This window comes from Pseudomonas sp. G3-39, from assembly GCF_054790485.1.
On record NZ_CP186497.1, the window covers coordinates 3,549,246 to 3,571,171 of the forward strand.

Annotated in this window: 28 protein-coding genes; 15 read left to right on the top strand and 13 right to left on the bottom strand. The window is 60.9% G+C overall.

The window, feature by feature from the left end; translation table 11 throughout:
• Positions 1–137: 137 nt before the first annotated feature.
• Positions 138–473 carry a hypothetical protein gene (locus ACOYXG_RS15575; protein WP_003225912.1) on the bottom strand — a complete coding sequence of 112 codons (336 nt, stop codon included), beginning with the start codon at positions 471–473 and terminating at the stop codon, positions 138–140.
• 185 nt (positions 474–658) lie between these two features.
• On the opposite strand from ACOYXG_RS15575, the gene ACOYXG_RS15580 reads away from it, so the two are divergent.
• Positions 659–898: a hypothetical protein gene (locus ACOYXG_RS15580; protein ID WP_027612987.1), complete on the top strand. Its 240-nt coding sequence runs from the start codon at positions 659–661 to the stop codon at positions 896–898.
• A gap of 62 nt (positions 899–960) precedes the next feature.
• Here the strand turns inward: ACOYXG_RS15580 and ACOYXG_RS15585 are convergent, their stop codons facing one another.
• On the bottom strand, positions 961–1,158 hold the full coding sequence (locus ACOYXG_RS15585) for a DUF2188 domain-containing protein (protein WP_460352671.1): 198 nt from the start codon (positions 1,156–1,158) through the stop codon (positions 961–963).
• Between the two features lie 222 nt (positions 1,159–1,380).
• Between ACOYXG_RS15585 and ACOYXG_RS15590 the strand changes: the two genes are divergently transcribed.
• Entirely contained in the window at positions 1,381–1,743 is a 363-nt protein-coding gene (locus ACOYXG_RS15590; RefSeq protein ID WP_027612985.1) for an NUDIX hydrolase, read from the top strand.
• A gap of 4 nt (positions 1,744–1,747) precedes the next feature.
• Here the strand turns inward: ACOYXG_RS15590 and ACOYXG_RS15595 are convergent, their stop codons facing one another.
• From ACOYXG_RS15595 to ACOYXG_RS15605, 3 genes are all read right to left on the bottom strand, one after another.
• Complete coding sequence (locus tag ACOYXG_RS15595; protein WP_003225919.1) at positions 1,748–1,990, bottom strand: DUF1652 domain-containing protein; 243 nt, start codon at positions 1,988–1,990, stop codon at positions 1,748–1,750.
• 109 nt (positions 1,991–2,099) lie between these two features.
• Positions 2,100–2,999 carry a polysaccharide deacetylase family protein gene (locus ACOYXG_RS15600; protein ID WP_460352674.1) on the bottom strand — a complete coding sequence of 300 codons (900 nt, stop codon included), beginning with the start codon at positions 2,997–2,999 and terminating at the stop codon, positions 2,100–2,102.
• Positions 3,000–3,130: 131 nt separating this feature from the next.
• A complete protein-coding gene (locus ACOYXG_RS15605) occupies positions 3,131–4,078 on the bottom strand; it encodes an ABC transporter substrate-binding protein (protein WP_460352676.1) in 948 nt (315 codons plus the stop codon).
• Positions 4,079–4,371: 293 nt separating this feature from the next.
• Between ACOYXG_RS15605 and ACOYXG_RS15610 the strand changes: the two genes are divergently transcribed.
• From ACOYXG_RS15610 to ACOYXG_RS15625, 4 genes are all read left to right on the top strand, one after another.
• Entirely contained in the window at positions 4,372–5,358 is a 987-nt protein-coding gene (locus ACOYXG_RS15610) for an aliphatic sulfonate ABC transporter substrate-binding protein (protein WP_460352678.1), read from the top strand.
• Positions 5,359–5,418: 60 nt separating this feature from the next.
• Positions 5,419–6,264, top strand: a complete 846-nt coding sequence (locus tag ACOYXG_RS15615; protein ID WP_460352680.1) for an ABC transporter permease — start codon at positions 5,419–5,421, stop codon at positions 6,262–6,264.
• 48 nt (positions 6,265–6,312) lie between these two features.
• Positions 6,313–6,993: an SOS response-associated peptidase gene (locus ACOYXG_RS15620; RefSeq protein ID WP_097090315.1), complete on the top strand. Its 681-nt coding sequence runs from the start codon at positions 6,313–6,315 to the stop codon at positions 6,991–6,993.
• A 256-nt stretch (positions 6,994–7,249) separates the two neighbouring features.
• Positions 7,250–7,522, top strand: coding sequence for a hypothetical protein (locus tag ACOYXG_RS15625; RefSeq protein WP_095136479.1), 273 nt, complete (start codon positions 7,250–7,252; stop codon positions 7,520–7,522).
• A 43-nt stretch (positions 7,523–7,565) separates the two neighbouring features.
• On the opposite strand, the gene ACOYXG_RS15630 is transcribed toward ACOYXG_RS15625, so the two are convergent.
• The 3 genes from ACOYXG_RS15630 to ACOYXG_RS15640 form a co-directional block, all read right to left on the bottom strand.
• A complete protein-coding gene (locus ACOYXG_RS15630) occupies positions 7,566–7,709 on the bottom strand; it encodes a hypothetical protein (protein WP_178085259.1) in 144 nt (47 codons plus the stop codon).
• A gap of 62 nt (positions 7,710–7,771) precedes the next feature.
• Positions 7,772–8,083, bottom strand: coding sequence for an AzlD domain-containing protein (locus tag ACOYXG_RS15635; protein ID WP_460358485.1), 312 nt, complete (start codon positions 8,081–8,083; stop codon positions 7,772–7,774).
• Positions 8,083–8,781 (bottom strand): AzlC family ABC transporter permease, encoded by a 699-nt coding sequence (locus ACOYXG_RS15640; RefSeq protein ID WP_183780536.1) that lies wholly within the window; start codon positions 8,779–8,781, stop codon positions 8,083–8,085. The genes ACOYXG_RS15635 and ACOYXG_RS15640 overlap by 1 nt, the downstream gene beginning before the upstream one ends.
• A gap of 152 nt (positions 8,782–8,933) precedes the next feature.
• Here ACOYXG_RS15640 and ACOYXG_RS15645 point away from each other — a divergent pair, with 152 nt between their 5' ends.
• A complete protein-coding gene (locus ACOYXG_RS15645) occupies positions 8,934–9,320 on the top strand; it encodes a DUF2784 domain-containing protein (RefSeq protein WP_027612976.1) in 387 nt (128 codons plus the stop codon).
• Here the strand turns inward: ACOYXG_RS15645 and ACOYXG_RS15650 are convergent.
• A complete protein-coding gene (locus tag ACOYXG_RS15650) occupies positions 9,317–9,844 on the bottom strand; it encodes a DUF3087 domain-containing protein (RefSeq protein WP_247268944.1) in 528 nt (175 codons plus the stop codon). The two genes, ACOYXG_RS15645 and ACOYXG_RS15650, sit on opposite strands and share 4 nt — an antisense overlap.
• A 222-nt stretch (positions 9,845–10,066) precedes the next feature.
• Here ACOYXG_RS15650 and ppnN point away from each other — a divergent pair, with 222 nt between their 5' ends.
• A complete protein-coding gene (gene ppnN / locus ACOYXG_RS15655; RefSeq protein WP_027612974.1) occupies positions 10,067–11,440 on the top strand; it encodes a nucleotide 5'-monophosphate nucleosidase PpnN in 1,374 nt (457 codons plus the stop codon).
• A 122-nt stretch (positions 11,441–11,562) separates the two neighbouring features.
• Here ppnN and ACOYXG_RS15660 read toward each other — a convergent pair whose 3' ends face one another.
• From ACOYXG_RS15660 to ACOYXG_RS15670, 3 genes are all read right to left on the bottom strand, one after another.
• Positions 11,563–11,898: a hypothetical protein gene (locus ACOYXG_RS15660; protein ID WP_096796386.1), complete on the bottom strand. Its 336-nt coding sequence runs from the start codon at positions 11,896–11,898 to the stop codon at positions 11,563–11,565.
• A gap of 134 nt (positions 11,899–12,032) precedes the next feature.
• Positions 12,033–13,427 (bottom strand): FAD/NAD(P)-binding protein, encoded by a 1,395-nt coding sequence (locus tag ACOYXG_RS15665; protein ID WP_460352685.1) that lies wholly within the window; start codon positions 13,425–13,427, stop codon positions 12,033–12,035.
• Positions 13,428–13,991, bottom strand: a complete 564-nt coding sequence (locus tag ACOYXG_RS15670; RefSeq protein WP_460352687.1) for a helix-turn-helix domain-containing protein — start codon at positions 13,989–13,991, stop codon at positions 13,428–13,430.
• An 85-nt stretch (positions 13,992–14,076) separates the two neighbouring features.
• Between ACOYXG_RS15670 and ACOYXG_RS15675 the strand changes: the two genes are divergently transcribed.
• The 7 genes from ACOYXG_RS15675 (at position 14,077) to ACOYXG_RS15705 (ending at position 21,316) form a co-directional block, all read left to right on the top strand.
• Positions 14,077–15,012 (top strand): DMT family transporter, encoded by a 936-nt coding sequence (locus ACOYXG_RS15675; protein WP_336836999.1) that lies wholly within the window; start codon positions 14,077–14,079, stop codon positions 15,010–15,012.
• Between the two features lie 246 nt (positions 15,013–15,258).
• Positions 15,259–18,177, top strand: coding sequence for a monovalent cation/H+ antiporter subunit A (locus ACOYXG_RS15680; RefSeq protein WP_095136487.1), 2,919 nt, complete (start codon positions 15,259–15,261; stop codon positions 18,175–18,177).
• On the top strand, positions 18,177–18,521 hold the full coding sequence (locus ACOYXG_RS15685) for a Na+/H+ antiporter subunit C (RefSeq protein WP_003225953.1): 345 nt from the start codon (positions 18,177–18,179) through the stop codon (positions 18,519–18,521). The genes ACOYXG_RS15680 and ACOYXG_RS15685 overlap by 1 nt, the downstream gene beginning before the upstream one ends.
• On the top strand, positions 18,518–20,197 hold the full coding sequence (locus ACOYXG_RS15690; RefSeq protein ID WP_098964383.1) for a monovalent cation/H+ antiporter subunit D: 1,680 nt from the start codon (positions 18,518–18,520) through the stop codon (positions 20,195–20,197). The genes ACOYXG_RS15685 and ACOYXG_RS15690 overlap by 4 nt, the downstream gene beginning before the upstream one ends.
• On the top strand, positions 20,194–20,682 hold the full coding sequence (locus tag ACOYXG_RS15695) for a Na+/H+ antiporter subunit E (RefSeq protein WP_115989518.1): 489 nt from the start codon (positions 20,194–20,196) through the stop codon (positions 20,680–20,682). Before ACOYXG_RS15690 ends, ACOYXG_RS15695 begins: the two co-directional genes overlap by 4 nt.
• A complete protein-coding gene (locus ACOYXG_RS15700) occupies positions 20,679–20,957 on the top strand; it encodes a K+/H+ antiporter subunit F (protein WP_003225959.1) in 279 nt (92 codons plus the stop codon). Before ACOYXG_RS15695 ends, ACOYXG_RS15700 begins: the two co-directional genes overlap by 4 nt.
• Positions 20,954–21,316, top strand: coding sequence for a Na+/H+ antiporter subunit G (locus ACOYXG_RS15705; RefSeq protein ID WP_027612967.1), 363 nt, complete (start codon positions 20,954–20,956; stop codon positions 21,314–21,316). The genes ACOYXG_RS15700 and ACOYXG_RS15705 overlap by 4 nt, the downstream gene beginning before the upstream one ends.
• Positions 21,317–21,437: 121 nt before the next feature.
• Here the strand turns inward: ACOYXG_RS15705 and ACOYXG_RS15710 are convergent, their stop codons facing one another.
• Positions 21,438–21,878 carry a DUF3995 domain-containing protein gene (locus ACOYXG_RS15710; RefSeq protein WP_460352691.1) on the bottom strand — a complete coding sequence of 147 codons (441 nt, stop codon included), beginning with the start codon at positions 21,876–21,878 and terminating at the stop codon, positions 21,438–21,440.
• Between the last annotated feature and the right edge of the window lie 48 nt (positions 21,879–21,926).

Consider the following 21,926-nt stretch of genomic DNA (forward strand, 5'->3'; position numbering starts at 1 on the left):
CTCAAAAGCCTAGCGCACACTGGGGATACGCCTCGTGCCGATCTGTCACAGCGCATTTCGCAAAGCAAAAAAAAGCAGAAACCATTGATCCGGTTTCTGCTTTTTGTGGGGCTGGCTTTTGCTGCGGAGGCTGGGCTTTACAGGCAGTCACGCACCGATTTGCGCAACGACCCGGACTTGGCCCATGGCGGTCCCTGATACAGGGAAACGCGGCTGCCGTCCTTGTATTTGATGATGTCGAGAATCTCGTCGGCGGTGACGAGGCTCGGCGCCTTGATCCGGTAGCCGTTGGAAATGGACGTCTGCGTGGTCTTAGGAATGTCCTGCTGCCACAACGGCAACAAGCACGCGGCATAGTCTTTAGGCGCTTTGGTGGTGGTTTTGCTGAGATTTGGCTCGCCCGGCACCAGCGATGCTGGCAATGAGCAACCCGCCAGCAATGCCAACGCCAAACTCCCGATCCATATCCGCATGGTGTTTCCCTGATCTGAAAAAAAGCGAATGTAACGTGTAACCGGTTGTACATCCATCCCGACGCCCCGCTACAAGGGCATTTGGACAAATATTTACATGCATGCAGCCCGGTGGCAGACGAGCTGCGCATCATCGAAGAAAAATGCGACTACTCTGTTCTACCGAGAATGTTCCGGAGGTGATCATGCGGCTCAATGAATACGAACACGAACTTCAGCGCGACCTGCAAGCCGTTGCATCGGATCTGAGATGGTCGGCGGTCGACCTCAAACGCATCGCCGAACAGCTGCGCAAGAGCGGCAATGAAGCGGATGCCCAGGCGGTACTCAGGTCCTGCGAGGTGCTGCAAAGTGATGAAGAACGCCTGCAGCTGTATGCCAGGGAAGTGAAGACGCGCTCCATCAGCCGGACCAAAGTCCACTGATACCACCCCCTGCCCCCAACAAAAGCCCCGGCAATCACCGGGGCTCTTTCGTTACATTTGCTTCAATTTGCAGTGTGACTTCGCGCTCGCACCGAGCGTTTTCTGTAACCCGGCAACGCAGCGGCATAGGCCAGCGCCTCCTCTCTGCTATCGAACGACGCAAGCCGATCGCCTTGAGTACAAACCCGCCACGGGCCGTTGTTCACGCTGAGTACGTCGTAGCCGTTCATGTGCATTTTGTTCAAGACCGGAATGCTCATGGGTACCTCCTTTTTGCCGACGGTGGATTCAGCTCTGCCTTTTTAACTTACACCCGGATGCCGCTGTTGTGCCGACCGGGTGTCGCCATCGCGATGCGCCAAGGCTCTGGCACTTTCCGCCAGGCCAAACACTCAAAACCCCGAGGGAACCTTTGAATCCGGGCCCGGCTCGAATATTGCAGTTTTATTTCATTTATGTGACACGCAGTAAACAGGTAACAGATGAAAGTACGCGCCACCGTTATTTGCGAGCAGGATCGACACGTTCTCCTGGTGCGCAAACCCCGCTGCCGCTGGACATTGCCCGGCGGCAAGGTCGAGCCTGGGGAAACCAAAGCCGGGGCGGCGATGCGCGAGCTGCAGGAAGAAACAGCACTGGATGCCGAGCAGATGTTGTATCTGATGGAACTGCACAGCGGCAGCACCCAGCATCATGTCTACGAGGCGTCGGTGCTCGATCTTGAGCAGTTGCGCCCGCAAAACGAGATCACCGAATGCATCTGGCATCCGCTGGACGCGGTGCAGAATCTACCCACCAGCGAGGCGACGTTACGCATCGTGCAGGCGTTTCAGCGGCGCTTGTAAGGCATCAGCCGGCGAATGCCCGGCGCCCGGCGCTCATTTCCGTACGCAATTCGCCGATGAAATTGGAAATATCACGGATCGTCACCAAGTGTTCCGGTGAGACGCCATTGAGCAACAACTCGACTCGCCCGGAGTCAGGCTCATACACCTTGATCCGCAACAGTCCCTGCTCCACTTGTGTGCATTCGCATTCAAGCGACGGAAAGCCGGATTCGACAATCCGGCAGATGTCGGCAATGGCTAACATGGGCGCACGCCTCGCAGGCGATGAGTCGGTCGACCGATTCAGCATAGATGAGCGATCAATAATCTGCCGCCCAAGCAAGTGCCAACCCGATCACATTTTTCGCCCAGCCTCAGTGCGCGTCATGATCCCAGATCCAGTTCCACATCCCCGGCAACTGCACCGGCTGCGAACTCTGCTGAACCGTGCGCGCCAGCGCCGCTTTCTGCAGCGCCGCGTGATCATCGTAGAACGGTTTGTCCGCCAGTTTCACGCCAGTGGCGGCGGCGCTGTCGAGCAGGATTTGCAGGTATTCGCGGGTATGCCGCGCGGTGTAGCGGTTGAGGTCATGAAAGGTCACCACTACCGGAATCACCCCGTCTACGGTCGGAAATTCGCCGAGGGCAATGCGCTCGCGGACTTCCGATAGCTGGCGCAGCATATTCGCCCGACGTCGGGGACTGGCGTTGAAGCCCCAGATCTTGCCGTCATTGGCGCTCAAATCGGTCAACAACACGTGCAAGCCATGCTGCTGATACGCGGCGAAGGTGCGCTTGTCGTAATTCCAGAATGGCGGGCGCAGCAGGATCGGTGCTGCTCCGGTGATCGCGGCGATATCCGCCGTGCCGTTGCGCAACGACTGCTCCAGTTCTTGCGGATCGAGCGAGCGATGATTGGTGTGCCAATGGGTGGCGGTGTGGAATCCGAGGATGTGCCCTTCGGCGTGCTCGCGCCGCATGATGCCGCGACCAATGTCACTGTTACCGGCGCGAGGCGCGCGGGTCTGGACGAAGAACACCGCTTTGATGTCCGGTTGCACCGGGTTGACCTTGAGGCTATCGAGCACGGTCGCCGAAGGGTTCCAGAAACTCGAGGCGCTGGGGCCATCATCGAAGGTCAGCAGAAAACGCACCGGGGCCTGGGCATTGAGCCGGGTTTCGGTTTGCGCGGTCATTTCGATCGGCGCGGCAATGCAGCCGGCCAGCCCAAGCGCGATGGCCGCTGCACAGAGAAGATTGAACGCGTATTTCATGTTTTGCCTTGCGCCTGGCCGTTGCGGCCCTGTTGTCGACTGGCAAAACTCCCTCGCCCTGATCCATCCCTGCGCCCGGCTTCGCGAGCCAGATTTGGATAGGGTACACAGGCTTTGGTTCCGGCGCTCGCTCAGTTAGCCAGAGCCTGTTGAAACGAGGTATCGATGACCCCGGCGGTGGCCAGCGGCGCCGGCAGTGCCTTGACCTTGAACAGGAAGTCCGCGGTGCCTTGCAGGTCGACCGCCGCCTGCTGATCCACCGGCCCGACAGTCATGTGCGCCTGACGCAACCAGTGCCGTGAAACCTGCTGATCGAGATTGGCTTTCTTCGCCCACAGGTCCGCGTATTCGTCAGTGTGGCTGTCGACCCAGGCCCGCGCCTGTTTCAAACGCCCGAGAAAATCGGCAATCGCGGCACGCTTGCTGTCGATCGACGGCGCCGACGCGGCAATCGCGCTGAGTCCCGGCATCAGGTTTTTCGCGGTGAGAATCGGCCGCGCACCGGAGAACACGATTTGCTGGGAGATGTACGGTTCCCACACCGGGAACGCGTCGATGCTGCCCTGTGGCAATGCCGCTGCCGCATCAATCGGCATCAACTTGACGAAGTCGACGTAATTTTCCGGCAGACCGCCCTGCTCCAGGGCGCGCAAGGTCAGCTGCTGGCTCCAGGCGCCGGGCCAGTAGGCGACTTTCTTGCCCTTCAGATCAGCGATGGTTTTCACCGGCGAATCTTTCGGCACCAGCAAGGCGATAGTGTCCGGGTTCTGCCGCGACACACCGATCAGTTTCACCGGCGCCTGTTTGGCGGCGAGAAACAGAAAACCCGAATCGCCAAGAAATCCCAGATCCAGCGAGCCGGTCTGCAACGCCTCGGCCAGTGGCGCGGCGGCCTGGAAGTGCTTCCAGTCGACGCTGTAAGGCGCGTCTTTCAACACGCCGGAGGCTTCGACCGAAGCGCGGATGTTGTAGTAATTCTGGTCTCCGACGTGCAGGACCAACGGCTCGGCGGCGTGGGCAAGCGGTGCGGTGAATAATGCGGTCATCAGTGTGCTGCGGAGCAAACGAGAGAGCTTCATGGGGAGGTCCTGCGACGAGATTTTGCATAGACCATAACGCTGTTGATAAACCGATTTTAAATTCGATTAAGGCATAAGCTCAGCGCTCGGAATGCTCACTGTCCGCTGCGCAACAGTGCCTTGCCACAATGTTTCCCATGCAACAGTTGAAAGGCGCTAAAACCGGGGAAAACCCCGTAAACATGGGTCGAAACGCACATGGCACAGAGCCTGCAATATTCCATTCATGCAGGACGCAGCCGATAAAAATATATTTTTGGACATAACAACCAGTGCCTTTGCCGGAGCGCCCCATGACATCGTTCTTACCGTTTACCCGCCTCAAAACGCTGCTGGTCGCCAGCGCCATGGCATTGAGCCTGCAACCGCTGGCCGAAGCCGCCGAAGCGCCGCCTGCGGAAGTCCATCTGGATTACGCTTACTACTCACCCGTGAGTCTGGTGCTCAAACATTTCGGTTTTCTCGAAAAGGCCCTGCCACAGTCCAAAATCAGTTGGGTGCTGAGCCAGGGCAGTAACCGTTCGCTGGAATACCTGAACAGCGGTGGCGTCGATTTCGCCTCCAGCGCCAGCCTCGCTGCAGTGCTGAGCCGGGCCAACGGCAGCCCGATCAAGTCGGTATACGTTTACAGCCGTGCCGAATGGACCGCGCTGGTAGTGCGCAAGGATTCGCCGTACCAGAGCCTCGCCGACCTCAAGGGCAAGAAAATCGCCGCCACCAAAGGCACCGACCCGTACCTGTTCACCCTGCGCAGCCTGCAACAGGCCGGGCTGAAGAAAGACGACGTGGAACTGGTGCACCTGCAACATCCGGACGGCCGCACCGCGCTGGAAAAAGGCGATGTCGACGCCTGGGCCGGACTCGATCCGCACATGGCCGCCAGCCAGGTGCAGGCCGGTTCACGTCTGCTGTATCGCAACCCGGCATTCAACAGCTACGGCGTGGTCAGCGTCACCGAGCAGTACGCCAGGGAACATCCGCAAACCATCGATACCGTGATCAAAGCCTACGAGCAGGCGCGCGAATGGGCGCTGAAAAATCCCGACGAGTTCGCTGCCCTGCTTGCCAAGGAATCCGGTCTGCCGCTGGACGTGGCCAAACTGCAGTTGTCGCGCACCGACCTGAGCAGTCCACAACTGACCGCCAACGATGTGCAAGCGTCGAAAGCCGCAGCACCGATTCTGGTCTCCGAGGAACTGGTGCGGCGTGGAGTGAATGTCGATCAAGTCATCGATCAGTTGCTCGACAGTGGTGTGCAGCAAGCCGTCGCCCGCCAGTAACCGACCAGACTCACAGCCCATCCGCGCCCGACGCGGATTCGCTGTGAGCGGAGCCCACGTATGAGCACTCGCAGTAACGAACTGCCCGCGCCGCCTCGCAGCTTGTCGCGGCCGCGTCCTTCATCTCTCAACACGACATGGCGCCGGCGCCTGAAAGGTCTGGCTCTGCCGCTGCTGATCGTGGTCGCCCTGGAGTTCATCGTGCGCCTCGGCTGGCTGCCGTCCTATCAAATGCCTGCTCCGAGCGAGATCGCCCTGACCCTCACCGACCTCGCCGAAGGCGCCCTGTGGAAACACATCAGCGCCAGCCTGTTGCGGGTGTTGCTCGGTTTTGCAATTGGCGCCAGCCTGGCGCTGGTGTTCGCCGCGTGGGTCGGGCTCAGTCGTGAGGCCGAAGCGTATCTGGAACCGACATTCGCCGCGCTGCGTTCGATTCCGAGTCTGGCCTGGGTGCCGCTGTTGCTGCTGTGGCTCGGCATCGATGAAACCTCGAAGATCGTGCTGATCGCCATCGGCGCGTTTTTTCCGGTGTACGTCAACGTGGTCGCGGCGATTCGCAACATCGATCGCAAACTGGTCGAGGTCGGGCGCATCTATGGCTTCAGCCGCTGGCAACTGGTGCGGCGGATTCTGCTGCCCGCCGCTCTGCCCGGCCTGTTCACCGGACTGCGCAGCGGCATGAGTCTGGCGTGGATGTTTCTGGTGGCCGCCGAGCTGATCGCTGCGACCAAGGGCCTCGGTTATCTGCTCAGCGACGGCCGCGAAACCTCGCGCCCGGACATCGTGCTGGCGGCGATTATCGTGCTCGCCTTGCTCGGCAAACTCAGCGACGGTTTGCTCGCGGTGCTGGAACGCCGCTGGCTGATCTGGCGCGACACCTTCACCGGTCAGGAGGCGCAGGATTGATTGGCCAGAGCCAACTATGCTGAAAGCGTCCATCCAGAGATTCGGCGCATGTGCGGAAGACTCTCGCAGTACCGCGGCATTCACGACTTTGTCGCGGTGCTGAGCATTCCCGATGCGCTGATCAATCACGTCGGCGACGCTGCGCTGGAGCGATACAACGCGGCGCCGACCACGTCACTCGCGGTGCTCCATCAACATGATCAACGCCTGTATGCCGACAACCTGCGCTGGGGCTGGCGCCCGCACTGGGCCAAGGACCGCGCGGCGCCAATCAACGCGCGCGTGGAGAAAGTCGCCCATGGGCCGTTCTTCCGGGCGATCTGGCGTCATCGGTTGATCGTGCCGGTCGACAACTGGTTCGAATGGGTCGACGGCCCGGACAAAACCCGACAGCCGTGGCTGATCCGTCGTGCCGATCAAGGGCCGGTTTTCTGTGCGGCCATCGGACAATTTCCGACACCCGGCAGCGATGGCCGGGACGACGATGGTTTTGTGATCATCACCGCCGACAGCGTCGGCGGCCTGCTCGATATTCATGATCGAAGACCCGTGGTCTTTCGCGCTGACATGGCTGCCGAGTGGCTCGACAGCGCCACGCCTGTTGAACGCGCCGAACAGATGCTCCTGTTTGAAGGCGAACCCAGTGATGCCTTCGCCTGGCACAAAGTCGGCAAGGCAGTCGGCAATTCACGCAATCAGGGTGCAGGGCTGATTGAAGAAGTGGCTTAAAGATCCACGTTCTCACGCGTCTACCTTGTAGTTGACGCAAGATCTTTACAGCTGGTGTTTCATTGTTGAGACAGCCCGAGAAAAACAGTCGTTTGAGCGAACTAACCGCCTGTCTGACATTTCAACCGTCATACATACATTTACATGCACTACGGATAGCATGCGCGCCGCATTTCCGTTTGGCATACCAGTTGACCAAAGAGTCAGCAAAACCAGGAATCCCCTACAACTTTAACAAGCCTTGCAGAGAACTAAGTTGCGCGACGATTTTGCAATCAAACAGGCCAACGGCCTGGAGTGTATTTATCTGTCCATGACAGAACGCTTTCAACTCGACTGTTTTATCGGCCACTACATCAAGACCCGAAACCTGCGTTCGGTGCCGGACATCGAACGCGTCTTGCGCACGACCCTCCAGAGCTATCCCGGGCACCCACCGGTGATGGTCAACGAGCTCAATGCGTGGCTCGACAAGACCCTGGGCTATCGGGCTTCACACCCGGACTTCCCGCACCTGGAAGACCTCTGAAAAAAAGCAGCCCCGCTATTGCGGGGCTTCTTGCAGATGGCTCTCAGAGTTTCACGTCAGGCCCGGTGAGTTCCTTGCCATCGTCGTGCTTCCACGTCTGTTCCTTGCGTTTCTCACGCTCGATTTCTTCTTCGCTGGGCTCGTCTACTTCTTCGTCTTCATCGGGACGCTTTTGCTCGGTCGTCATGTGCACCTCGCCTTGTCGAAAATAGTCATCCAACCAGCTTAGAACAGTTTTTTCCCGGCAACTTACAACCACCAGCGCAGCAAAAAGAAAAACCCCATGCTCAAAAGCATGCTGAGCAAGGTATTGCGGGTGTACAGCACCAGCCCGATCGCTACGAGCGAACTCAGCAAATACGGATTATCCCACTGCAGATTCAGCTGTTTGTCCGGCATGAACACGATCGGCCCGCAGATCGCGGTCAACATGCCCGGTACGGCAAACCCGAGAAACTGCCGTGCGTTGCTGCTCAAACGCAGCGGCAGGCGCGGTTCGAGAAACACGTAACGGTTGAGGAACACCAGAATCCCCATGCCGAAAATCACTGCCCAGACCATCATGCGCGCCCCCGATACAACTTGTTGCAGACAAATCCTGCGGTCATCCCGGCCAGGCCCGACAACACCAGTGCCGAGCCCCACTGCCAATAGCTGAACAACACCGAGCAGAACAAAGACACCGCCACACACACCACGGTCGGCACGTTACGCACCACCGGGGTGATCAATGCGATGAAAGTGGCGGCAATCGAGAAATCCAGCCCTAAGTGCTCAAGCCCCGGAATGCTGCTGCCCAAGACGATGCCGGCCAGGGTGAACAGGTTCCAAGCGATATAGAACGTCAGACCGACGCCCAATGCGTACCAGCGATTGAACTGCTGGCGGTCATGCTGGCTGGTCAGGGCGAACAGCTCATCGGTGAGCAAAAAGCCCAGGCCGATGCGCCAGCGCCCGGGCAGCGGCGAAATCACTGAGCGCATGCTCATCCCGTACAACAAATGCTGCGAGGTCAGCAGCAGCGTGGTCAGCAGGATCGAGAAAATCCCGGCACCCCCCTTGAGCATACCGATCGCCACCAGTTGCGCGGCCCCTGCAAACACGATGCTCGACAGGCCCTGCCCCTGTAACGGCGTGAGATTGGCTTCGATCGCCATGGAGCCGGCCAGCAGCCCCCACGGCGCCGTCGCCAGTGATAACGGCATGATCGCCGCAGCGCCGCGAAGAAACGCACGGCGCGGCATAAGTGAGTCAGACATAACGCTCTTCAACCGAGGAAACGGTCGCAGACTCTGCCAGCAAGTGCCCCTTCGTGGCTTGAACAATCTTGCGCACTTGCGCTAAATCGCCGCGTCCCGAGTCCGCTGTCGGCGTACCATGGAGGCCTTCACAACCACGTCAGGGAGACGACATGCTGTACCGAATCGCAGCCGACGGGCTGGTGCTGTTCCATCTGTCATTCATTCTGTTTGTGCTGTTCGGCGGGCTGCTGGTGCTCAAGTGGCCACGCCTGATGTGGCTGCATCTGCCGGCGGCTGCATGGGGCGTGGCGGTCGAGGTGTTGCACCTGACCTGTCCGTTGACCTACTGGGAAAACCTGATGCGCCACGCCGCCGGGCAGACCGAATACGCCGGCGGCTTCATCGAGCACTACATCTGGCCGATCATCTACCCCGCAGGTCTGACGCCACAGATCCAGTTGGCGCTGGGCAGCGTGGTGCTGGTGATCAACCTGCTGGTCTACGGGCGTCTGGCCCGTGCGTGGAAACTGCGCCGCGCCAGCCGTATTCCGTTTTAACGCGCGGCGGGTTTCAAGGTTTGCAGCCAGGCTGGATCCAGGCGCTTCTGGTCGATCTCCAGACCCAGTGCCTGCATCCGCTCCTTGTGCGCTTCGACTTCCCGGTGCAATTGCGCGTGATCGCTGGAGTTACCGTCCAGTTCGTGCATCTGGGTCAGTCCCAGATGATAGAAGCGCAAGACCTTCATCGCGGTCGGATCATTCTGTTCCACCGCTGCGGTCACCTGATGCATCACGTTGGTCACGCTCATCAGACTGCGTTTGAGCCGCCAGCTGTAGACCGCCGGTGCCATCCACGGCTGCTGCCAGAACTGCCCGCGCAGCAGCGCCGCCGTCAGCAGAAACGCGACGAACACCCCGCCGACATTGAACCGCAGGTTATCCCCGCCAGGCTCGCCGAACAGCGCCACCGCCGCCGTCGAAAGCACCATCGCCAGCACCAGGAACAGCACGGCAATGATCAACGTGCTGCGGCGCGTCTGCTGGCGAAACGTTGCTGGGTCCATCGGCTGGATCTCGAACATCAGGCATGACTTCCTTGAGCGATAAAAGGGCAACGGAAAAAACTCGCTGCGCATTATCGCCTCTCTCGGGGATTTAGCTATGCTGGGGGCCCTTTTCATCTTTTCAGCGTCCAACGGGGACATGGCGGTACAGCGCAGATCGTGCCATCTTCATTCATGGATACACACTATTCGGATGCCATCCGCCTGGTTCAGGGATGACATCGTTTTAAGGATCATTGCATGACCCAACGACACGTAATCAATGCCTCGGTCAGCCCGAAAGGCAGCCTGGAAACTCTTTCTCAACGTGAAGTTCAGCAACTGAGCGAAGCCGGATCCGGCAGCACCTACACCCTCTTCCGCCAGTGCGCCCTGGCCATCCTCAATACCGGCGCGCATGTCGACAACGCCAAGACCATCCTCGAAGCCTACAAGGACTTCGAAATCCGCATTCACCAGCAGGATCGCGGCGTGCGCCTCGAACTGCTGAACGCCCCGGCCGACGCGTTCGTCGACGGCGAAATGATCGCCAGCACCCGCGAGATGCTGTTCAGCGCCCTGCGTGACATCGTCTACACCGAAAACGAACTCGACAGCCAACGCATCGACCTCAGCACCTCGCAAGGCATCAGCGACTACGTGTTCCACCTGCTGCGCAACGCGCGCACCCTGCGTCCGGGTGTGGAGCCGAAAATCGTCGTGTGCTGGGGCGGCCACTCGATCAACACCGAAGAATACAAATACACCAAGAAAGTCGGCCACGAACTGGGCTTGCGCAGCCTCGACATCTGCACCGGTTGCGGCCCCGGCGTGATGAAAGGCCCGATGAAGGGCGCGACCATCGCCCACGCCAAGCAGCGCATCCATGGCGGGCGCTACCTCGGCCTGACCGAGCCGGGGATCATCGCCGCCGAGGCGCCGAACCCGATCGTCAATGAGCTGGTGATCCTGCCGGACATCGAAAAACGTCTGGAAGCGTTCGTGCGTGTTGGCCACGGCATCATCATCTTCCCGGGCGGCGCAGGCACCGCCGAAGAGTTCCTGTACCTGCTGGGCATCCTGATGCACCCGGACAACGCCGGCCTGCCGTTCCCGGTGATCCTGACCGGGCCGAAACATGCCGCGCCGTACCTGGAACAACTCGATGCCTTCGTCACCGCCACCCTCGGCGATGCGGCGAAGCAGCACTACGAGATCATCATCGACGACCCGGCCGAAGTCGCCCGGCAGATGACTGCCGGCCTCAAAGCGGTTAAGCAGTTCCGCCGCGAGCGCAACGACGCGTTCCACTTCAACTGGCTGCTGAAGATCGACGAAAGCTTCCAGCGCCCGTTCGATCCGACCCACGAGAACATGGCCAACCTCAAGCTGCACCGCGACCAGCCGCCCCACGAACTGGCCGCCAACCTGCGCCGCGCGTTCTCCGGGATTGTCGCCGGCAACGTCAAGGACAAGGGCATCCGCTTGATCGAAGAGCACGGGCCGTACCAGATCCGTGGTGACGCGGCGATCATGCAACCGCTCGACGCGCTGCTCAAAGCCTTCGTCGCCCAGCACCGGATGAAACTGCCGGGCGGCGCGGCGTATGTGCCGTGCTATAGGGTGGTGGCGTAACACACGTTCAGGCACACCCAAAACCTTGGGAGCTGTCTTGCCAGCGATCAAAGCAAGACTTCCATTGACATGCGGCGCCCTAAACGCCGGATGCCAATGGATTTTCCCGACAGACCTCTAACCTAATGAATAATTTTGTACTCCGTAAAAGGTGCGTCCACTTCATTTCCGCCCAAATTCACCACATAGGCAAACTTAGCGCCCTGCGGGCCTGCATGTTCTAGCAAGTCTTCGCGAGGTACTTTTATCTCGATAGTCTCCGAATAAGGAGTGGTACCGGAAAATCTTTCACCGATCCACGTGCCATCTAAAATAACCTGAACGAAAAATGGAATGTGATCACTCTCCGCCAAAAAACCCGGCGGGATCTGTGCAGTAGCACCCTCAGGGACATCGGTCATTTTTACGATGCCGCCTACAGCTTCTTTGATTACAAGTTGTTCAAGATTCTTAGCCATTTCTTTATTCCTCTAAAAACAGGTTGAGCACGCGAAGGTATCGCTGCGTAGCCATTAGGACCCTGCCGCCGGAGGTCCACAACTGTCAGAAATTACAGGCGGGGCCTTTATTCCGACCAACGGCAACCTCGACTTCACCGCACCAGCCTCAGAGCCAACGCCTTCGCCTGTGACGCCACATCCGTCACCGCCGTACTCTCCCACCACATCCCTCGCAACGGAGGGCCCATGGCGAACAGCCGGTTCGCTACCTGCCCGTGTTCGTTCAGCACCGCACCATCAATCGCAGCCGCGATCCCCAACGCCAACGGCCCCGACCGCACCAGTCCGCGCGCCAACAACTGCTGCGGCAATGGCCGCGCGACCCGACGCCAGTCATATTCAATGCCGCTGGAATTAATCAGCGCTGCGCCATGAATTAAGCAGGTTTCAGCATCACCACGGCGACGAATGCGAATGCTCACGCCGCCCTCCGCGCAAGGCTCTAACCCTTTGAACGACGCTGCCTGAATCCGCAACCGCCCTTCGCCCTGCAACCGCTCGACCAATTGGGCACTCAGCGGCGGCGAACGATGATGATGGCTTTCCCACCACGGCCGCACATGGCGTACGAATTGTCGACGCTGCACGTCAGTCGCCTGACTCCACAGCCGTCCGATATGGGCCCGCACCGTGTCCAGCGGCGCCTGCCAATCGATGCCCTGAGCGATCGCCTCGCGGCAATGCCTGCGCAGCTCGCGCAACAACTGTCGAGGTTTGCGAATGCTCTGATCTTCGGCAAGAAAATCCACCCACGCCGGCGGTTGGCGCCGCACATGGGGTAACAGTCCGTGACGGGAAAACACTTCGATCGGCCCGCGATGCCCGGCCTGCTCCAGCGAAACCACTGCATCGACCATGGTCAGGCCGGAACCGATGATCAGCACGGTTGACTGCGGATCGAGCTGACGCATGGCGGCGACATCCCACGGATCAAGCGCTGCGGCATTCAGGCCGCTGGACTCTTTCTGCGGCGTGCGTGCGGCGGGGAACATGCCCGTGGCGAGCACGGCATAGGCGCCGCGCAGAGTCTGCCCATTGCTCAAGCTCATTTGCACCGAATCCGCATCAGTTTGCAGATCGACGACTTCAGCGCGAACGTGCTCGACGGTCGAACCATGCTGCGCACCAACGACGCGCGCCTCGGCCAGACGCTGCTGCACATAAACGCCAAACAGCCCGCGTGGAGGGAACAGCTCACTGATTGGCACATTCTGCTCGGCAGATTCCGGCCAGCCACCGGCAGCGATGTGCGCGGTCAGCCATTGAGTCAGGTCATCGGGGTTATCGGGGTCGACACTCATGCGCGCCGCATTGCCGTTGAGCGTGTGGCCCAGTTCAACGGCGCTGTAAGCTTCACCGCGACCGAGTTCGGCGCGCGGTTCGATGATCAGGATCCGACGATGGCCGGGCAGTCGCAGCAATTGCACGGCCAGCATCGTGCCGCTGAGGCCACCGCCGATGATCAGGATGTCTGCGTTCTGACTCATTCAAATCACCACATTGCGCACAAAGCGCACCGCCACCGGCCCGTCATTGCGATAGCCATGGGGCTGGTTGCTGGCAAACATGAAAAACTCGCCGCTCGCAATGGTATTGGTCACACCACCCACCGTTAGCGTCAGGCAACCTTCGAACACATAAATCTGCTCGCTCCAGCCATCGGCGTCGGGTTGCGACGGATAGACCTCGCCCGGTTGCAGACACCATTCCCACTGTTCGACTTCACGGGTGGCGGTGGCCTTGGATAGCAGTACCGCTTTGCTCCCGGGAATCACCCCGGCCCACGCCACCTCGTTGATGCGGCTGGTATCGCGTGCGTCTGGGGCCTGGATCAGGTCGCTGAAGGCCACGTCGAGCGCTTCGGCAACGCGATCGAGAGTGGTCAGGCTGACATTCTTTTCCCCGGCCTCGATCGCCACCAGCATGCGCCGACTGACGCCGGACTTTTCCGCCAGCGCGGTCTGGCTCATGTCGGCAGCGTGGCGCAGGCGCCGGACGTTGTGACTGACGTGTTGCAGGACGGACGCCCGTTGGCTGGAATCTTTGTGCACTATATTGCTCACTCGGTGGGGTTGGGCAGTATACTGCGCAACGTTGGGCGCATTGTGCGTCCTGCCTTTTATAGTGCGCAAGGACATGACGTCAGTGAACAGCTCCCCCACGCCTCTTCGCTTCTCCCGTTTCAGCAAGGCCGAGTGCGTGCTGGTGCTGATCACCATGGTCTGGGGCGGTACGTTTCTGCTGGTGCAACACGCCATGACCGTCAGTGGGCCGATGTTCTTTGTCGGCCTGCGCTTTGCCGCTGCGGCCGCCATTGTTGCGCTGTTCTCCTGGCGCCACTTGCGTGAACTGACCCTGTTCGAGCTCAAGGCCGGATCGTTCATCGGCGTGGCGATCATGCTCGGTTACGGCTTGCAGACGGTTGGTCTGCAAACGATCCCGAGCAGTCAGTCGGCATTCATCACCGCGCTGTACGTGCCCTTCGTGCCGTTGCTGCAATGGCTGGTGCTGGGCCGTCGTCCGGGGTTGATGCCAAGCATCGGCATCATGCTGGCGTTTACCGGTTTGATGTTGTTGTCCGGGCCGTCCGGGGCTGCGCTGAACTTCAGCCCCGGCGAAATCGCCACCCTGATCAGCGCCATCGCGATCGCCGCCGAGATCATTTTGATCAGCACCTATGCCGGTCAAGTCGATGTACGCCGGGTGACCGTGGTGCAGCTGGCGGCGACCTCGGTGCTGTCGTTTCTGCTGGTGGTGCCGACCGGTGAAACGCTTCCGGATTTTTCCTGGACCTTGCTGGTGACCGCACTGGGTCTCGGCGCGGCGAGTGCGGCAATTCAGGTGGCGATGAACTGGGCGCAGAAAAGCGTTTCGCCGACCCGGGCGACCTTGATCTACGCCGGTGAACCGGTGTGGGCCGGGATCGTCGGGCGGCTTGCCGGGGAGCGCTTGCCGGCGATTGCCTTGGTGGGTGCAGGGTTGATTGTGGCGGCGGTGATTGTCAGTGAGTTGAAAACCAAGGGTAAGGTTGTCGAAGAAGACGCTGAGCTGGAGCGGGAGACCCAAGGTTAATCCGCAATATCTTTAGTGCCTGACCCATCGCCTTCGCGAGCAAGCCCGCTCCCACCTTGAAATGTATTTCAAATGTGGGAGCGGGCTTGCTCGCGAAAGGGCCATCCGTCACAACATCCCTCCCCCTGAAACAATGCCAAACCAAATTTTTCAGACTACTTTGTAGGATTCTGAGACATCCTGGCGTTTGGTAATCAGGGAGCTGGCACGTATGATGCTTCACAAACTTCCGCAGATTAGAAGCCTATGTCCCTGATAGTTCTACTGCTTCTGCCATTCATTGGCAGCTGTCTGGCAGCGGTGCTGCCACACAACGCGCGTAATACCGAATCCCTGTTGGCAGGTCTGGTCGCTTTGATCGGCACCGTGCAGGTCGCGCTGTTGTACCCGCAAATCGCCCACGGCGGGGTGATCCGCGAAGAATTCATGTGGCTGCCCAGCCTCGGTTTGAATTTCGTCCTGCGCATGGACGGCTTCGCCTGGTTGTTCTCGTTGCTGGTGCTGGGCATCGGCGCTCTGGTCTCTTTATATGCGCGTTATTACATGTCGCCGGACGACCCGGTGCCGCGCTTCTTCGCCTTTTTCCTGGCGTTCATGGGCGCCATGCTCGGGCTGGTGATCTCCGGCAACCTGATCCAGATCGTGTTCTTCTGGGAGCTGACCAGCCTCTTCTCGTTCCTGTTGATCGGCTACTGGCACCACCGCTCGGATGCCCGGCGTGGCGCTTATATGGCGCTGATGGTCACCGGTGCCGGGGGACTATGCCTGCTGGCGGGGGTCATGATCCTCGGCCATGTCGTTGGCAGCTATGACCTGGACAAGGTCCTGGCCGCCGGCGATCAGATTCGCGCACATGCCCTCTACCCTATCCTGCTTCCCCTCATCCTTATCGGCGCCCTCAGCAAAAGCGCGCAGTTCCCCTTCCATTTCTGGCTGCCGCACGCAATGGCGGCGCCCACCCCGGTTTCGGCTTATCTGCACTCGGCGACCATGGTCAAGGCCGGGGTGTTCCTGCTTGCGCGCCTGTGGCCGTCGCTGTCCGGCAGTGAAGAATGGTTCTACATCGTCAGCGGCGCCGGTGCGTGTACGTTGTTGCTCGGCGCCTACTGCGCGATGTTCCAGAACGATCTCAAGGGTCTGCTGGCCTACTCGACCATCAGCCACCTCGGACTGATTACTCTTTTGTTGGGCCTGAACAGTCCGCTGGCAGCCGTTGCCGCGGTGTTCCACATTCTCAACCACGCGACCTTCAAGGCTTCGCTGTTCATGGCCGCCGGGATCATCGACCACGAAAGCGGCACCCGTGACATCCGCAAACTCAGCGGCCTGATCAAACTGATTCCGTTCACCGCCACATTGGCCATGGTCGCCAGTGCGTCGATGGCTGGCGTGCCGTTGCTCAACGGCTTCCTGTCGAAAGAAATGTTCTTCGCCGAAACCGTGTTCATCAACGCCACCGCGTGGGTCGAAGCAGCGTTGCCGATTGTCGCGACCATCGCCGGTACATTCAGCGTCGCCTACTCGCTGCGTTTTACCGTCGACGTGTTCTTCGGCCCGACCGCTACCGATCTGCCACACACCCCGCACGAACCGCCGCGCTGGATGCGTGCGCCGGTCGAGCTGCTGGTGTTCACCTGTCTGGTCGTCGGGATCTTCCCGGCCCAAGTGGTCGGCCCGCTGCTCGCAGCCGCCGCGCTGCCGGTGGTGGGCGGGACCTTGCCGGAATACAGCCTGGCGATCTGGCACGGGCTGAACGCGCCGATGATCATGAGTCTGATCGCCATGTCCGGCGGCATCGTGGTCTATCTGCTGCTGCGCAATCAGCTCAAGCGTGGCCGCTTCAAATACCCGCCACTGGTGGGCCGCTTCAACGGCAAGCGCCTGTTCGAGCGCAGCCTGGTGCTGATGATGCGCATGGCCCGTCGGGTCGAACGCCGACTCGGCACCCGCCGCCTGCAAATGCAACTGTTCCTGATGGTCTTGGCGGCAGTGCTCGCCGGCCTGATCCCGATGTTGCACAGCAGCCTGAGCTGGGGCGACCGGCCGAAGATTCCGGGTTCGATCGTGTTCGTCACCCTGTGGCTGCTGGCAATCGCCTGCGCGCTCGGCGCCGCATGGCAGGCCAAGTATCACCGTCTCGCCGCCCTGACCATGGTCAGCGTCTGCGGGTTGATGACCTGCGTGACCTTCGTCTGGTTCTCGGCGCCGGATCTGGCCCTGACGCAACTGGCGGTGGAAGTGGTGACCACGGTGCTGATCCTGCTCGGTCTGCGCTGGCTGCCGCGACGCATCGAAGAAGTCTCGCCACTGCCGTCGAGCCTGCGCAAGGCCCGCGTGCGCCGCTTGCGCGACTTGCTGCTGTCGATTGCCGTCGGCGCCGGCATGGCGCTGCTGTCCTACGCGATGCTGACGCGGCAAACGCCCAACGACATTTCCTCGTTCTACCTCAGTCGCGCCATGCCCGAGGGTGGTGGCAGCAACGTGGTCAACGTGATGCTGGTGGACTTCCGCGGCTTCGACACCCTCGGTGAAATCACCGTGCTGGTGGCCGTGGCGCTGACCGTGTTCGCCCTGCTGCGACGCTTCCGCCCGCCGAAAGAAAGCCTGCAACTGCCGGCCCAGCAACGCCTGCTCGCGCCGGACGTGGTCACCGATCTGGTCAACCCGCGCAGCGCCAGCGACACCGCGCTCGGCTTCATGATGGTGCCGGCGGTGCTGGTGCGCCTGTTGCTGCCGATTGCGCTGGTGGTGTCGTGCTACCTGTTCATGCGCGGTCACAACCAGCCGGGCGGCGGTTTCGTCGCCGGACTGGTGATGTCGGTGGCGTTCATCCTGCAATACATGGTCGCCGGCACGCAGTGGGTCGAGGCGCAAATGAGCCTGCGACCGCTGCGCTGGATGGGCACCGGGCTGCTGTTCGCCACCGCCACCGGTCTCGGGGCGATGGCGGTTGGTTATCCGTTCCTGACCACCCACACCTGGCATTTCGCCTTGCCGCTGCTGGGCGAGATCCATATCGCCAGCGCGCTGTTCTTCGATATCGGCGTGTACGCCGTGGTCGTGGGCTCGACGCTGCTGATCCTCACCGCCCTCGCCCACCAATCGGTGCGGGGTCACAAGACCGCGTCGCTGCCCAAGTCCGTCGCCAGCAAAGGAGCCGTCTGATGGAAGAAGTCATCGCAATCGCCATCGGCGTGCTCGCCGCCTCCGGGGTCTGGCTGGTGTTGCGACCACGGACGTTTCAGGTGGTCATGGGCCTGTGCCTGCTGTCCTACGCGGTCAACCTGTTCATCTTCAGCATGGGCAGCCTGTTCATCGGTAAAGAGCCGGTGATCAAGGACGGCGTGACCCAGGACCTGCTGCACTACACCGATCCGCTGCCGCAGGCACTGGTGCTGACCGCGATCGTCATCAGCTTCGCCATGACCGCGCTGTTTCTGGTGGTGCTGCTGGCGTCGCGGGGCCTGACCGGCACCGACCACGTCGACGGCCGGGAGCCCAAGGAATGATGGCGATGACTCACCTGATCGCCGCACCGATCCTGCTGCCGCTGCTGACCGCCGCCATCATGTTGATGCTCGGCGAGAAGCATCGGCCGCTGAAGGCGAAAATCAACCTGTTCTCCAGCCTCGTCGGCCTGTTCATTTCGGTGATGCTGCTGCAGTGGACGCAAACCACCGGCGTGCCCGGTTCCATCGGCGTGTATCTGCCGGGCAACTGGCAGGCGCCGTTCGGCATCGTGCTGGTGGTTGATCGCCTCTCGGCCTTGATGCTGGTGTTGACCGGGATCATCGGCGTCAGCGCCCTGCTGTTCGCCATGGCGCGCTGGGACGGCGCGGGATCGAGCTTCCACGCGTTGTTCCAGATTCAGCTGATGGGCCTGTATGGCGCCTTCCTCACCGCCGACCTGTTCAACCTGTTCGTGTTCTTCGAGGTGCTGCTCGCCGCCTCGTATGGCCTGTTGCTGCACGGTTCGGGTCGGGCGCGGGTGTCGTCGGGGCTGCATTACATCTCGATCAACCTGCTGGCCTCGTCGCTGTTCCTGATTGGCGCGGCGCTGATCTATGGCGTCACCGGTACGCTGAACATGGCCGATCTGGCGCTGAAAATTCCGCTGGTTCCGGAAGCCGACCGTGGGTTGCTGCACGCCGGCGCGGGGATTCTTGCGGTGGCATTCCTGGCCAAGGCCGGCATGTGGCCGCTGAACTTCTGGCTGGTGCCGGCCTACTCCTCGGCCAGCGCGCCGGTGGCGGCGATGTTCGCGATCATGACCAAGGTCGGCGTCTACACCCTGCTGCGCCTGTGGACGCTGCTGTTTTCCAGTCAGGCCGGAGCCTCGGCCTTCTTCGGTGGCGACTGGCTCATCTACGGCGGCATGGCGACCATCGCCTGCGCGGCGCTGGCGATTCTGGCTGCACAGCGTCTGGAGCGCATGGCCAGCCTGAGCATTCTGGTGTCGGCGGGGATTCTGTTGTCGGCGGTGGGTTTCGCCCAGCCAAACCTGATCGGCGCGGCGCTGTTCTATCTGGTCAGCTCGACCCTGGCACTGAGTGCGCTGTTCCTGCTGGCGGAGTTGATCGAGCGTTCGCGTTCGGCCAACGAAATCCCGCTGGAGGACGAAAGCGAGTTGCTGCCGCGTCCGCAGGAATCCCTGCAACCGCCCAAAGGCATCAACCTCGATGACGAGCAGAAAGCCGTGGTCGGTCAGGTCATCCCGTGGACCATGGCGTTTCTCGGCCTGAGTTTCATTGCCTGCGCGCTGCTGATCATCGGCATGCCGCCGCTGTCCGGGTTCATCGGCAAGCTCAACCTGATCGGTGCGCTGCTCAATCCGCTGGGGCTGGGCGGCGAGGCACCGATCTCGAACGCAGCCTGGGCGTTGCTGGCGCTGCTGATCCTGTCCGGACTGGCCTCATTGATGGCATTCGCGCGCATGGGCATCCAGCGTTTCTGGACGCCCGAGGAGCGCCCTTCGCCGCTGCTGCGCAAGCTTGAATGCGCACCGATCTTCCTGTTGCTGGGGCTGAGCATCGCGCTGACCTTCAAGGCCGAACCGCTGCTGCGTTACACCCAGGCCACCGCCGACGCGCTGAACAACCCGCAGCAATACGTAATGGCGGTGCTCGGCACCCGCGCCGTTCCCAGCCCTGAAGCCAAAGCGGCGATGCTGGAGGTGCAGCCATGAAGCGCGTGTTTCCGGCTCCATTACTGTCACTGGCGTTGTGGGTTTTGTGGCTGACGCTGAACCTGTCTGTCAGCCCGGGCAACCTGCTGCTCGGCGCAATCCTCGGGTTCGCCGCACCATTGATGATGCGCAAGCTGCGTCCGAAACAGGTGCGCATCCGCCGCCCGCTGACGATTTTGCGCCTGTTCCTGATGGTCGGCCGTGACGTGATCCTCTCCAACCTGATCGTCGCCTGGGGCGTGCTCAACGCCGGTCGCCGCCCGCCGCGCTCAGGCTTCGTCAAAGTCCCGCTGGACCTGCGCGATGCCAACGGTCTGGCGGCGCTGGCGATGATCTGCACCGTGGTGCCCGGCACCGTGTGGTCGGAGCTGGCGCTGGATCGCAGCATTCTGCTGCTGCATGTCTGGGATCTGGATGACGAGGCGCACTTCATCCACCACTTCAAGACTGCCTACGAGCAGCCGTTGATGGAGATTTTCGAATGAGCCCGCTGCTGTCGAACGCGATTCTGCTGACGCTGTTCCTGTTCTCGCTGGCAATGGTCCTGACCTTGATTCGCCTGTTCAAGGGGCCGTCGGCACAGGATCGGGTACTCGCGCTGGATTACCTGTACATCGTCGCCATGCTGATGATGCTGACCCTGGGCATTCGTTATTCCAGTGACACTTATTTCGAGGCGGCGCTGCTGATCGCGCTGTTCGGCTTCGTCGGCTCGTTTGCGCTGGCGAAATTCCTGCTGCGTGGCGAGGTGATCGAATGAATGCTGAATTGTCATTGTGGGTGGAGATTCCGGTGGCGATCCTGCTGGTGCTCAGCGGGGTGTTTGCACTGATTGGCGCGACCGGATTGCTGCGCATGAAGGATTACTTCCAGCGCATGCACCCGCCGGCGCTGGCCTCGACGCTGGGCGCATGGTGTGTGGCACTGGCGTCGATCATCTGTTTTTCGGCACTCAAGTCCGGGCCGGTGATGCATGCCTGGCTGATTCCGATTCTGTTGGCGATCACCGTGCCGGTGACCACCCTGCTGCTGGCGCGGGCGGCGTTGTTCCGCAAGCGCATGGCCGGGGATGATGTGCCGGCTGAGGTGAGCAGTCGCAGGACCGAGAGCGGTAGTTAACTTCAACTTTTACGCTGCCTGGTCTGGCCTCTTCGCGGGCAAGCCCGCTCCCACAGGGGAACGCATTCCAAATGTAGGAGTGAGCCTGCTCGCGATAGCAATCTCCGGATCACCTCAAACCTCAGACCCAAGCCACCGCCAACAACCCCGCCCCCAACACCAGACACAGCGGCGAATACACCCAGGTATCCAGCCGCGCAAACCGCGACCCCTTCACTTCCTTGAAAAACCCCACCAGATTCGAATCGCCGATCGCCCGGGCGAACATCAATAACGCAATCGCACTGATCACCCATTGCAACGCTTTGTGATGCACCGGCGGCATGCCCCAACCGACCCGCATGCACACCAGCGCGGCGATCACCAATAACGCTGCCGCCACCAACAGCGTGATCCAGCCAGACGGTTTGAAGGCCGGTCGCACCGTCGCCACCAGCCCTCGCACCGGCACTTGCGGTACCGCCGCCACCGCCGCCCACTGCCCACCCAGCGCCCAATACACGTGTACCAGGCTGATTGCCGCAAATATCGTCACCAGCCATTGAGCCAACACAAAGGTCATGGTCGAGAATCCTTTCGAGGGATTTGAACAAAACATCCTAGTCGGCAT